Source organism: Nocardia sp. NBC_00508, assembly GCF_036346875.1.
Classification (GTDB): domain Bacteria; phylum Actinomycetota; class Actinomycetes; order Mycobacteriales; family Mycobacteriaceae; genus Nocardia.
Genome location: NZ_CP107852.1, coordinates 964,442 through 977,426 on the forward strand (window position 1 = coordinate 964,442; position 12,985 = coordinate 977,426).

Annotated in this window: 9 protein-coding genes and 1 pseudogene; 2 read left to right on the forward strand and 8 right to left on the reverse strand. The window is 67.5% G+C overall.

The genetic code is table 11. From position 1 onward, the window contains the following. Positions 1–16: 16 nt before the first annotated feature. Both OHA40_RS04185 and OHA40_RS04190 read right to left on the reverse strand, forming a co-directional pair. A complete protein-coding gene (locus tag OHA40_RS04185) occupies positions 17–913 on the reverse strand; it encodes a cation diffusion facilitator family transporter (RefSeq protein WP_330231753.1) in 897 nt (298 codons plus the stop codon). Positions 914–1,000: 87 nt separating this feature from the next. Continuing rightward, complete coding sequence (locus OHA40_RS04190; protein WP_330231754.1) at positions 1,001–2,140, reverse strand: amidohydrolase family protein; 1,140 nt, start codon at positions 2,138–2,140, stop codon at positions 1,001–1,003. A 95-nt stretch (positions 2,141–2,235) separates the two neighbouring features. On the opposite strand from OHA40_RS04190, the gene OHA40_RS04195 reads away from it, so the two are divergent. Further along, positions 2,236–2,871: a TetR/AcrR family transcriptional regulator gene (locus tag OHA40_RS04195; RefSeq protein WP_330231755.1), complete on the forward strand. Its 636-nt coding sequence runs from the start codon at positions 2,236–2,238 to the stop codon at positions 2,869–2,871. A gap of 53 nt (positions 2,872–2,924) precedes the next feature. On the opposite strand, the pseudogene OHA40_RS04200 reads toward OHA40_RS04195, so the two are convergent. Continuing rightward, a pseudogene (locus OHA40_RS04200) lies at positions 2,925–3,453 on the reverse strand (4-hydroxy-2-oxovalerate aldolase); the annotation flags it as partial. Positions 3,454–3,860: 407 nt separating this feature from the next. Further along, positions 3,861–5,168 (reverse strand): Dyp-type peroxidase, encoded by a 1,308-nt coding sequence (locus tag OHA40_RS04205; RefSeq protein ID WP_330231756.1) that lies wholly within the window; start codon positions 5,166–5,168, stop codon positions 3,861–3,863. A gap of 605 nt (positions 5,169–5,773) precedes the next feature. Here OHA40_RS04205 and OHA40_RS04210 point away from each other — a divergent pair. Beyond that, positions 5,774–6,721, forward strand: coding sequence for a hypothetical protein (locus OHA40_RS04210; protein WP_330231757.1), 948 nt, complete (start codon positions 5,774–5,776; stop codon positions 6,719–6,721). 63 nt (positions 6,722–6,784) lie between these two features. On the opposite strand, the gene OHA40_RS04215 is transcribed toward OHA40_RS04210, so the two are convergent. The 4 genes from OHA40_RS04215 to aztB all read right to left on the reverse strand — a co-directional run bounded on the left by OHA40_RS04215 (position 6,785) and on the right by aztB (position 12,965). Continuing rightward, entirely contained in the window at positions 6,785–8,635 is a 1,851-nt protein-coding gene (locus OHA40_RS04215) for a hypothetical protein (RefSeq protein ID WP_330231758.1), read from the reverse strand. Positions 8,636–8,844: 209 nt separating this feature from the next. Continuing rightward, positions 8,845–10,017: a zinc metallochaperone AztD gene (gene aztD / locus OHA40_RS04220; protein WP_330231759.1), complete on the reverse strand. Its 1,173-nt coding sequence runs from the start codon at positions 10,015–10,017 to the stop codon at positions 8,845–8,847. 24 nt (positions 10,018–10,041) lie between these two features. Continuing rightward, entirely contained in the window at positions 10,042–10,959 is a 918-nt protein-coding gene (gene aztC / locus OHA40_RS04225) for a zinc ABC transporter substrate-binding protein AztC (RefSeq protein WP_330231760.1), read from the reverse strand. Then, on the reverse strand, positions 10,956–12,965 hold the full coding sequence (gene aztB, locus OHA40_RS04230) for a zinc ABC transporter permease AztB (RefSeq protein WP_330231761.1): 2,010 nt from the start codon (positions 12,963–12,965) through the stop codon (positions 10,956–10,958). Before aztB ends, aztC begins: the two co-directional genes overlap by 4 nt. Positions 12,966–12,985: the final 20 nt, after the last annotated feature.

Sequence of the window (12,985 nt, forward strand, 5' to 3'; positions counted from 1 at the left end):
GCCCCGGCCCGAATGATCAGTGTGACCAATCCACCCATTCGCGCTGCGCGGTGAACAGGACGGATGTCGAATGGCGGTATCCAAGCGAGTGAAGGCGCTGTTGGACCTCCGCGCGCACCTGGTCGAAGAAATCGACGTCGCGGCCCGAGGTGCCAGGCCCCACGACGAAGGCCAGTTCTACGTCGAGCCGGCTTCCTACCTTGGATGCCCGCACGAATGATTCGTCGAATCCGTGCGCTGCCCGAATGTCGTCGCAGACCTCCTGAACCACAGAGCCGACCGGCTCTGCGGCGGCCATGGTCAGGATTTCCCGGAACGCCTCCCGGAACAACCGGACCGGAACCCACAGGTACACCACCGACACCACGATCACCAGGCTCGGGTCGACCAACCGCGCGGTGTCGGCGTGCCCGGTTTCCTGCAGAATGACCGCGCCCAGGAATCCGCCGAGTGTGACCAGGCTCAGCGCCGCGTCGCCGACCCATTCCGCCGCCTCCGCACGGACCAATCCCGTGTCGGAGCGGGCCGCCCGAAACAGCACCACCGCCACGGCGATACTCGCCAGCGACGCGGTCACCGCATAGGCCAACGCGGAGCCGGCCGATATCGCGCGACCGCCGTGCACGATCTCCCGTACCGCATTCGCCGACCCGTAGAGACACAGCCCGCCGAGGGCAGTCGCTTTGACGACGATCGCGACCGGCTCCCAAGTCTCACGACCCCATGGGTAGATCGCGTCGGCGCCCTTCGCGGCGGTCCGGTGCGCCATGATGGCGAGCGCCGAAAGCCCGATACTGACCAGCGAATAGAGACCGTCGAAGACGATCATCTGCGATCCCGCCGCGATTCCCCACACCAGGGACACCACGACGAAGCACACCGAAGCCCACATCGAGAACACAAGTGCGCGCACGTGGCCAGGCTACGGTAACGCAGCGAATTCTCGGCAAAGCTGTCGTAGCGACGGCTATGGCATAGGTGCCGGTACCCGGCCCACGGCTCACGCGCCGACTGCCTCGGCCAGCCGGGGCAGTTGCCGCAGCGGATTGTGCCGTTCGACTTCCATGCGCTGGTCGGCGTCGAAGATATCGCTGAGCCCGGGCGCCGGATCGTGGGTGCCGGTCTGTGGGAGGGTGAGGGCGCTGAAGGGCCAGTCCGAACCGAAGACGACGTGCTCGCGCGGGCTGACCGCGAGCACGCTTGCCATCGCGGCGGCCGATCCGCTGAGGGCGGTGTCGTAGTAGAAGTTCGCGATCTGGCGTCGCGTGTCGAGAATCGACGGCCGCGGCAGATCCTCGGGCCACAGTTCGCCGAGCACGGTTTGCGAAGCGACGCTGATGCGGTGGGACAGGAACGGCAGAGTGCCGCCCGCATGGGCCAGCTGGAAACGGATGTTCGGGTAGCGCTGGGTCATGCCGGTGGCCATCATCAACGTCGCGGCGCGGGTGGTGTCGAAGGTGAATTCCTCCAGGAAGTCCGGCAACGGGAGTTCCGGCTTGGCGCCGGCCGGGATCGCGGCCGGATGGACGAAGACGAAGGCTTTGCGCTGATTCAACGCGATCATCAACGGTTCGAAGCGCGGGTCGCCGAGGTAGACGCCGTCGTAAGCCGACAGCAGGACCACGCCGTCGAGGTGTAGTTCGTCCATCGCGTAGATCGCTTCGGCAATGGAAGCCGGGATATCGGGCATCGGCAGCACCGCGAAGGCGCCGAAACGCTGGGAGTGGGTTGTGCACAGGTCCGCGGCGTAGGTGTTGCAGTAGCGCGCCATGTCGGTGGCTTCCTTGCCACGCAGGAACGACACACCCGGGTCGGACACCGACAGCGCCTGGGCCTGAATCCCGTAGTAATCCATGAACGCCAGCGCCTGCTCCGGCGACCAGTCCGGTGTCGGATATCCACCGATGGTGAAGTGACCATGGTCGAGCAGCGCCGCGCGGTAGTCCGGTGGCAGGAAATGCGCATGCAGGTCGATTCGGTAGGTGCCCGACGGCGCGGGCTGCTGGGGGCGGCCGGGGGCGGCCTGGGCGAGCGGCGCCGTCGCGGCCGACGCGGCGACACCGAACGTTCCCGCGACCGCTCCACCCAGCACCCGGCGGCGAGTCATCTGCATACGGGCTTGCCAGCGGGAGTTGGTCACAGAGGTTCTCCATTTCTTTGATCGAGGAGCAGCGGCGAATCTGATGGTTTCCTCAGATACGATTCTCGTAACGATATCGAGGGAGAGAAGGACCGATGGCAGAACCCGCAGTGCGCAACCGCGTCGACCGGCGCCGGGAACGTACCCGCAACGCGTTGCTCGGCGCGGCGCGGAAATTCTTGTCGGAGGGTCGTTCCGCGGTGAGCATTCAGGAGATCACCGATGCCGCCGACGTCGGTTTCGGCACCTTCTACAACCACTTCCAGTCGAAGGAGCAGTTGTTCGACGAAGCGGTGCGCTCGGTGCTGCAGGTCTACAGCGAGATGCGCGACGGGATCGTGGCGTTGTACGACGATCCGGCCGAGGTGTTCGCGGTGAGTTTCCGCATGACCGGCCGTTTGCAGCGGCAGGTGCCGGAGATGGTCCGGGTGCTGCTGAATTCCGGCATGTCGGTGCTGCTGCGCGACGAGGGGCTGGCGCCGCGCGCGCGTCGCGACATCATCGAGGCGCAGGAGGTGGGCCGGTTCGAGCCGATGGATCCGGACATGGCGGTGATGGCCGCCGGTGGGGCCCTGCTGGGTCTGCTGCAGCTGCTGGATGCGCGACCGGATGCCGACGCGGGGGCCCGCACCGACGAGATGACCTTTCATGTGCTGCGCATGTTCGGCATGACCAAGCGGTCGGCGCAGAAGCTGACCTCCACGCCGCTTCCGCCGCAGCCGCAGCTGTAGCGGACGGGCTGCCGCCGTCGGCGGCAGGCCCGATGTCCCGCTGCTGATCACCTTCACCGGGCGCGGCCGCCGATGAGGTCGAGTGCGATGTCGGTGATCATGTCTTCTTGTCCGCCGATGAGGCCGCGTTGTCCGGCTTCGGTGAGCAGGGTCCGGACGTCGATTCCGTAGGTGGTGGAGGCTTTTTCGGCGTGGCGTAGGAAGCTGGAGTACACGCCTGCGTAGCCGCAGGGTGAGGGTGTCGCGGTCGACTTGCACGGGCCGGTCCATCAAGGGCCGGATCAGGTCGTCGGCGGCGTCGGTGAGCGAGTTCAGGTCCGCACCATGCTCCCAGTCGTGCAGGTCGGCGACGGCGACGAACGCTTCCAGCGGTGTGTTGCCCGCGCCCGCGCCGAGTCCGGCCAGCGACGCGTCGACGCGGGTCGCGCCTGCTTCGACGGCGACGACGCTGTTGGCGACCGACAGGGACAGGTTCTGGTGGGCGTGGATGCCGATCTCGGTGGCCGGGTCCTGGGCCGGACCCAGCCTCGGTGAAGAAGATCTCGTGCTCTCCGACCCGGACCGTCCGCCCGGTGCCGACACCCTTGTCGATGCTTGTCACAGCTACCTCCACGTCCGTTACTGATGAAATCATCAGCTACGAGGAAAGTATCTGTCAAGCAAAAATGATGAAATTGTCAGAACCGTGGCTACCGTCACCAGGCCCGGTGCCACGTCCTGCTATCCGTGCGCGGGAGGTTCGCGGAAGTAGGTCGCCAGACGCCCGGACAACACGACAAGTCCTGCTGCGTCGATTCGCGGTCCGTCGGACCACGAGTCGCATCGAACCAGTGCGCCGATTCCGGCATGCCCTCTGGCCGGGCGAACACATGCTGATGGAAGTGCGCGACACTGCGGCCGGTGATGGCGGAGCATACGAATTCCGGTGCGAACTCGCTCCACAAGGCCTGCGCGGCACGGCGAGCCGCCCACCGCGCCCACTTGCACGATCAGGCGCCGAGGGCCACTGCGACTGGCTCACCAGGGTCGGCGCCGGGTGGTATGGCGAAGATCCCGCTGCCGGTGTGTTGGATGAGGCCGTTGAGGCGGTCTGTTGCGGCAAGGGCGTGCTGGGCTCTGATGAATTGGTCCGGCGGGTTGTTCATGTAGGCCGCGAACAACAGGCCGGCGTCGAGTTGATTATGTCCGCCGTGGGTGTGGTTCGGATCGGTGCCCGCCGGGTGTTCGTGCGGGTGCGTGGACTCGGAGGCGTTGGCGAGCAGGATGCCGTAGTCGTAGTTGTAGCCGCGGCGCAGCATCGGGATGCCGTGAACAAGTCGCACGTGGGCGTCCGCGGGAACTTCGAGATCGCCGTTCGCCGACCGTGCCGACACATCGATCGGGTCGAATTCGGTGTGCCCGCCGAGCGGGGCACCGTCGTCGCGGCGGCGGCCGATGATTCGGTTCTGCTCGGCGATCGGCAGCTGGTCCCATTCGGCGGTCTTCATCCGGATCTTGCGGAACACCAGGTAGGTTCCGCCATGAAACCAATCCGGCTCGTCGGGAGACGCGACCCATACAGCGCGATCGAACTCCGGCGTTCCGGGGTGGGGGTTGGCCGTACCGTCCTTGTGCCCGAACATATTTCGTGGCGTTCCGCCACCGGGCCGACTGAGGAAGCCGTGCTGCGTCCACCGCATGCGCGCGAGACCGGGCATGCGCGCACGCAGGGCGCGAAAGGTGTGGCTCACGATCTGCATGTCGTCGGCGCAGATCTGCACCAGCACGTCGCCGCCGCTCCACGCGGGATTCAGGACATCCCCGGCGAATTCGGGCAGCGGATGCAGGTGTTCCGGCCGACGGTCCGCCAAGCCGAACCGTCCGTCGAAGACGCTCGGGCCGAGACCGAACGTGACGGTCAGACGCGCCGGATCGAGACCCGTGGCGAAGTCGGTATGGGCACTGAATCCCGCTGGCGTGTCATCCTTTTCGGGAGCAGGATCGCCCGCGGCGAGCGCGGCCGCCGTTGCCGTCCATCCGGCCAGCAGATCCCGCAGCGCCGCGCGATCCGGCCGGGCGATGTCGCAGGACAAGAACAAAGCATGCGACTGCGCCGGAGTCGCGATACCCGCTTGCCGAGGCCCGTGAAATGCCTCGATGCCCGAGTCGGCGGTGGATTCCCCGTCGATCATCCGGCCCGCCGCGGCACCGGCCGTCGCGGCACCGGCAGCGGCGAGCGCCGATCCGAAAAGGCCCCGGCGCGACAGGCGCCACGTCGAGTCACCATTCTTACTACGCTCGGTAGTAGATTCACCCATGCCTGCCGAGCGTAGCGGAGCGGCGCAATCTACACCGCAGGGCCCGACCGCCGAGTTCCAGTCGACGACATCAAGCGGCCGACTGACCGGTATGTGGTCCTGTGATGGGATATCTTGTGCCACTTGAGATTTGTGGAACCATTTCTTGCACCGGGTGGTCTACGAGGGGGTCTGATGCGTTTCACCGCAAGGGTCGTCGGGGTCGGCGCTGTGAGTTTCGGTCTCGTGTGCGGTTGCAGCCCAGAGCATCCGGAACTGCCAGGCGTTCCGCCCGCGAACACCGTCCAGGCCAGCACATCGAGCCTGCCCGCAACCCCCGGTGGGACACCCTCTGAGGCCTCCTCGCCGTCTTCCGTCGGGAGCCGGATCCTTCCCCCAACCGCGGCGCCTTCACCAACGCAGCAGAACAACGGCGGGGCGGTCGGGCCGACAATGCCGCCGGGGTCGCCCACCCCGGGCGACAAAGTCTCAGCTGTCATACCTACGACGCCGCGGGTGGACCCCGGCCCTACCCGAGCAGGCGCGGGAATCGAAAGCGGGACACCGACGCAGTCGACGACCACGGTCGCGCCCCGCACGACGACTTCCGCACCGGAGCCGAACCGGTGATCGCCACCACCCTTGTGCAGACCGACGAAGCGAGCCACGCCGAGGGGCAGCACTCGGATCTACCGCGCGGGCTTCGCCTCGTGTTGTCGGCGGCGGGCGCGATCACCTCGCAAGCGCTGGTCGTGACCGCGATGCTGTACTACTTCGGACAGGTGTACACGCGAACATGGTTCGCGCACTTCGGGATCGACGTGGGCATGCTCGGCTATTCGATCCCCGACTACGTCGTGCGCAGCGTCAACGGCGCCTACTGGCCCGCGTTGCTGGCGTTGCTGGCCGCGGTGGCGCTGGCCGGGCTGCGACCGATACCGATACTCGTCGCGGCCAGAACTCGGCGGCCACGACAAACGTTGCGCCGGTGGTTCGTCTCCGTTGTCACGCTCGGTGCGAGCTTGCTCGCCGCAGTCGCGGCCGGAATCGTGCTGCGTGCGTTCTTGCCCGCGGCGATGAGTCGCTACCTGCCGCTCATGCTGATCAGCGGCGCGGCCTTGCTCGGCTACGCGATCGCGCTCCGGATGTGGTATCCCGTCCAGCTCGGGCCGCGACGGCACCGACGACGCGATCGCTCGACGGACTTGCCCTGGGTGACCCTGCTGGCGTTGCTGGCCATCGGCGTGCTCGGAACGATGTGGTCGGTCGGTGGCTATGCCGCCGACCAAGCGGACCAAGATGCCCGGACCGCGGAGCTCACGCACTTCGCCGACCGCCCGCTGGTGCTGTTGTTCAGCGTCGACCGGCTCGCCATCGAGGGCGGCGCCTCCCGCGTCGACCCGATCACAGTGCCCGACGAGAAGTTTCGCTACGTCTACAGCGGCCTGACCCTGCTGTCCCGGACCCCGGATCGCTACTTCTTGATCCCCTACGACTGGAAAGCCAAGCGGGACCGAGTATTCATCATCGGTACGAGCGACAACATCCGAATCGACATCGCGCGTCACCCGTGATCGCTGCGAGTGAATTGCTCCGCCGCCGCGCACCTTTGCAACCGAAACCCGCACCAGGAAGTCTCAGTTGTCATACGACGCGACGCCGACCGGTCCGACTCCCACGCACAAATCCAGACCTGTTGTGCGAGAAGCAATCCGGAGCGCCGATCCGCTGCCGACAATACGAACGAACACGGTATTCGCCCCCTTCCTGACCGGAGCCGCCACGGCTCTGCCGTGCTCGAAGCCGACGGTGATCCGCCCGTCCTGATCGGCGAAGTAGTTGAGTTGCGCGGTCCATTCGTGCTCGAACATGGGTCCGTCGAGGAGCAGCTGGACCGGCTCGGTGCCATGGATCCGATACCCGCACTCCGGCTGCGGTCCGGGGAGGATGATTCTGTTCCACCAGACCGACGCTTCGACGATCTCGCCGCTATCGGTGATCATCCGCAGGTGCGGCGTCGAGTCGGCGAAGGCGCCCGGAGCGGCGATGGGTGCGAGCACCCGACTGGTCAGGTTCTGCGGATATGCCAGCGGATTCAGCACATTCCACGGCACTTCCTGTTCCAGCAGGGGTGTGCCGTCCCACTCGTTCAGCGCCGACTCGACGTTCGTGACATAGGTTCTGGTCGGGCCGGCACGCCACGATTGCACGAAGGTGTAGGTGGACCAGAGACTGCTCACGAGGAACACCGCCATGACCGCGACCGCCACGCGGCGGGCCGGAAAAGACGCTGGGCTGCGCTCGAACGACGGTTTCGGCCGGGCACGCAGCATCAGCGCACCCGCGGCGGCCAGCACCACCGCCACGTCGGCGAAGTAGCGCAGGGACTGCATCAGCTCCGCCGCGGTGTTCGGTCCGCCGCGGGCCAGCGCCACCGACAGCTGGACGACCAGAATGTAGGCCGCGGCCGTCAGCCAGACCGGCCCTACCCGGAGACGCGCACGCATCGATAAGGCCACCAGCACAACCAGCGCGAGCCAGGCGGACACCACTGCCCAGGCGGGCGGATCCGCCCACGGCGTGGATGGTAGCCACCGCTCCCAGACCCAGGGTCCGCCGAACAATGCGGGAACGATCCCGAGTGATGCCGCGCCGGGCAGCAGATCCCGCAGTTCGCGCATGCTGTCGGGCGGGACGGGGCCGCCGACTACCGCCAGATAGCCGATCAGCCAGCAGGCCAGCACCGAACCGGATCCAGCCCACAGCGCCGCGCCACGTCGTGCGACCGCGCGAAGCGGGGACTCGCCACCCTCGACGTATCGAGCGAGGGCCGCCACCGCGAACGCGACGAACGGCACGATCACCGACTTCTCGAAGAACAGCAGAGCCACCGCGAACACCGCGATCCCCGAGAGGGCATACCGGCGCCGACCGCTCTGGACCAGCAGCATCGCGTCACCGATCACCCATGCGACGGCGATTTGCAGCGGCAGCGCGTTCAAGGCGGCCGCCCACCACGCGAACGCCGGAAGCGTCAGCGGGCAGAACAGATAGAAGGCCAGCGGGGCCAGGATCATCCACCGCACGCCCACCAAAACCATCAGCATCCGCAGGACGGCCAGCGATGCCGCGAGCTGGAGAACCAGCAGCACAACCACCGGCCCGGCCCAGGACAGCGGCGCCACCGCGGTCACCGCCCATGCGGTGGCGAAGGCCAACGGCATGAAATGCCCGTCATGGTCGTACAGCAGCAGATCGGTGGACCACAGCGAATACTGGGCCGCCCGGCCGACCAGGATGAGATCGTCCCAATAGAAATAGCCGCTGTCCGCTACCCACCAGCGGATTGCCAGCTGCAACACGATGAGACACCCCGCCGCGACGACCACCGGTCGCGCATTGCCGATCCCCCGGAGAAAACCGAACTTCACCGATGGCGGCCGAGGGACGCGCACGGGCTCCGGCAAGACGAGCGCGGCAGTGTCCATGCCATCCCACGGTAGCGCCGGTGTGCTCCGGAACCCATCCCCCCTACCGCCACGGCGTTTCCCCTGCGCTCAGTTCCGGGCGCGGCCGGTGCTCCGAGATCCCGATCCGAACCCTGGAGCACCGGATACGCACGACGCGACATCGCCGGACGCTTCTTCTGCGCGCCAAGGACGGTGCCCATGAGCGCGACGCACGTAACTCGGTCCCGTCAGTGGCCGACCACGCCGCTCACTTCATTCGGCGTACCGGGCAGCGTGCCGGTCGCTGTCTTCGCTCCCGACTCCAGATCGATCCGGTGCACCTCTTTCGTGGCCGGAACCGAGACGTAGGCCGTGCTGCCGCGGACGAACAGCGCCGGTCGCGGCTGCTGCCACTGCAGCGGTTCTTGCCAAGGTCCGGTGACCGGAATGGTGCGTACCACGGCACCCGCGATCGGATCGATGACGTGGATCCGGCCGTCCGTGCCGAGAACGAGGGCCTCATCGTGCGGACCGCGAGCCAGTGAACGGAAGGTGTAGCTGGTCCCGAGATCGACCAGCCGCAGCGTGCCGGTGACCGTATCGATCAGCGAGACCTGCTGTGGCCGTTCCAGTTCGGCGTCCTTGTCCCGCTTGTAGTCGCCGAGCACGATCGGCGAGGTCTCGCTGCCCGCCTGGTTGCCGATCCGGCCGTACTCGGTGGGGCTTGCCACCTTGCTGATCGTGCCGTTGCGGTAGACGAGCACGCCGTTCTGGCAGCCGATCACGACGGCCTCACCCGCGGCGGTCGCCTCGCCGTGCACGCCGGGGCAGTCCTCGTTGCGCGCTTTCTCGGTGCGGTTCTTGTCGAGCACCGCGATTCCGGTCCGCTTTTCCTCGGTGCCCAGCGTGACGACGAGATCGCCGTTGCCGAGTTCGATCGCTACGCCGTGGTGCGGTGCGGCAGCGCGGTAGGTGGAGGTCTTCGGCGAGCCCTCCGCGAGTTCGGCGGGGTCGAACACGACGACGTCACCGGTGCCGTCGCTGAAAAGGACCGTTCGCCCGGCATGGCGCACCACGTGGCCGGGCTCGGGGCCGGGGAAGTCGGTGCCGGTGAATTCGGCGGCGGTCGCGTCGAAGACGCGGAATCCGTCCTTGGTCGAGACGAGCAGGTGCCGGTCGTCGCCCGCCGGGTTGAGCCGGTTGAAGCCGTCGAGGTCGACCGTACCCGCGAGCTCGAGCGTGGTTCCATCGAGCACGTAGATGCCACGGTCATGCGTGATCGCGATGGGATCGGCGATGTGTCTTCGCTTGGAGTCGTGGTCCGCGTGGGTGGTGTCGGTGCCGCAACCGGCGACGGTGAGAACGGCGGTCATCAGGCCGGCCAAGGCCGCCGATTTGGTGGTTCGCGATCGCGTATGCATGGGTTTCCTTCTGTTGGTCGGGCGCTAACCGGCAGTGAGGCCGCGCACGATGGCCTCGGTGTTGGCGCGCATCATTTCCAGGTAGGTGCCTGCGCCGCCGCCCGGTTCGGTGAGCGACTCCGAATACAGCGGGATCACCTGCACGTGCAGCCCGGCCTGTTCGGCGAGCACCCGGGCCAAGCGATCGGGCTGCGAGGAGTCGGCGAAGATCGCGCTGACCCCGGCAGCCCTGATCGTCCCGGCGAGCGCCGCCAGATCCGACGGACTCGGCGAGGCGAGCGTGGTGCCGCCCGGAAGCACGGCACCGACCACCGTGAAGCCGAATCGCTGTGCGAGGTAGCCGAAGACGTGGTGGTTGGTGACCAATTTGCGGCGCTCGGCGGGGATCGTGGCGAACCGCTCGGTCATCCAGCGGTCGAGCCGATCGAGTTCGGCGAGATAGCGGTCGGCCCCGGCGCGGATCGCCGCGGCATCGACGCCGTCGACGTGGTCGATGATCCGGTCACGGACGACCTCGACCGCCCTGCGCACCCGGTGCGGGTCGGTCCAGAAGTGCGGATCCGGCCGACCGTTCGCGTCGTCGGCGGAAAAGCTGATCGGATCGATCTCCGTGCCGAGCGCTACGGCGGGGACTCCGGACCTCTCAGCTGCCTCGACGTTGCGCAAGACGTTCTCTTCGAGGCCGAGACCGTTGTAGACGATCAGGTTCGCGCGTTCGAGCTGGGCGGCCTGCTGGGCGGATATCGCGAAGAAGTGCGGATCCGCGTCCGGCGGCATCAGCACGGTCACCTCGACCGCATCGCCTGCGACGGTGCGGGTGAGGTCACCGAGAATATTGGTGGTGACCATGATTCCGTCGCGGTCGGCACCGGAATTCAGGCATGCGGTCAGCGCGAGCACCGCGGCGGCGACCAGTGCGCACAGCCGGATCGCGGGCTTCATCGGCCGACCTCCACCATGACCGTCGGGCTGATGTCGAGGGCGAATCTTCGTGCACCGCGCAGGTTGTCCAGGTAATCGATCTCGTGGATCACCCGTGCCCCGGGATCGTTGACATAGGCACGGTGGTTGTCGACGAGGATCACCGGTAGTTCCCCATCGGCGGCTACCGGAGCCGTCAGCGGGCGCGCCGCAGTGGACTCGTGGCCGGACGCCGCGTCGTAGCCGTGCAGCAGGCCGTCTCGGGTGAGGGTCAGCACCGGGGCCCCCTCCCCCGCCGTGTTCACCGCGACCACCGGACCCGTCTCCAGCAAACTCCATGTCTTGCGCCTGATGTCGAGCAGCCACACTCCGCGCGGCCCTGCCCTCGCCACCAGCGTCGTGCTGCCTGGACGATGGAAGAACTCGGCCGCGCGGTCGCTTTCGGCGACACCGTGCGGATACGGGATCTTCTCGCCGGTGAACACCGCGTCTCGCGCGGTCACCACCAACGCCCCATCGGCGCAACCGAAGACGACGCCACGGCGAGTCACCGCCGAGCCGCTCGGAGCCGGGCACGGCTCCGCGACGACGGCGGCCGGTACGCCGTCTCGGGTGCGGACCTCGACGGCTCCGCGCCTGGGCACGGCAACGAGCAAGTGCTCGGCGTAGGGCACCGCCGGCCCGTCCGCGATCACGCCGCGCTCGTGCAGCGAGCCGGTGCCGAGGGCGGACCGGTCCAGCACAGTCGTGCCACCTGTTTCGAAAGCGATCGCCGTGACAGCGCCCTCGCCGTGCGCGGCCGCCACCGGACCACCGGCGAACGCACCGAGATCCCGGGCGGGTGCACGGTAGTAGTGCACATGGTCGCCGTGGTCTACCGTCCACGCACCCGCGTCGACGACTCGCACCCGGCCACGGGCGGACAGGAATGCGAAGCGCCCGTCGCCGCCGATACTGTCGACGCCTTCCGTCCGGCCGAGGTCGATGACGTCTTCGGTGATGAGATCGACCACCCGCAGGCCGCCGGTCCCCTTGTCGGCCACGACGAGACGTGGTTGCGCTTCCGCGGTCTCCTCGGCACCCGCCACATAGCCGTGCGGTGTCGGCTCCACCGGCTGGGACGGCGCGTCCGCCCCGCAGCCGAGCAGCGGCGTGATCGCAGCGAGGATCAGCACCAGTGCCAGCGGTTTCGGCGCCGGACCTGTGGAGCGAACCCGATCACGCAGCCAGGCCGAGAGCGTGGAGAGGAAGAACAAGGCGACGGCGGTCGCGGCGATGGTCGCGCCCGCCGCGGTGCCCGCGTGCCAGGAAATCACCAGTCCGGCAACCGTGGCCAGCGCACCGAACACCGCGGCGGTGAACATGATCGACGGAATGCGATGTGCCCAGTAGACCGCGGCCGCGGGCGGCGCGATGAGCAGGCCGAAGACCAGCAGTGTGCCGACGATATGGAACGACGCGACGATCGCCAGGGTGACCAGACCGATCAGCGCTACGTGCGCCCAACGGGGTCGCAGCCCGAGGGTGTGCGCTTTCCGCGGATCGAAGGTGAGCGCGACGAACGCCCGGTGGCCCAGCACCGAGACTATGGCCGCGAGAACCACCGCGGCCGCCAAGTACCACAGGTCACGATCCTCGACGGCCAGCACGTCACCGAAGAGGAACCCGGTCAGGTCGACCGCGAACGACGATGAACGCGACACGACGATCACACCCGCCGACAGCATTCCGACGAACAGCAGCCCGATGCCGGTGTCCGGCGCGAACCTGGCGCTGCGGCCGAGCACCGAGACCCCGACCGCCATCGCCGCCGCGCTGAATGCCGCGCCGAGCAACAGGTTTCCGCCCAGCAAGGCGGCCACCGCGACACCCGGCAGCATTCCGTGTGCCATCGCGTCGCTCAGGAACGCCATGCCGCGCACCACGACCCAGGTCCCCGCGATGGCGCACAAGCACGACACGAGCAGCCCGCCGAACAAGGCCCGCTGGACGAAAGAGACCTCGAACGGGACGAACAACCACTCCATGAGAAGCAGATTACAATGAT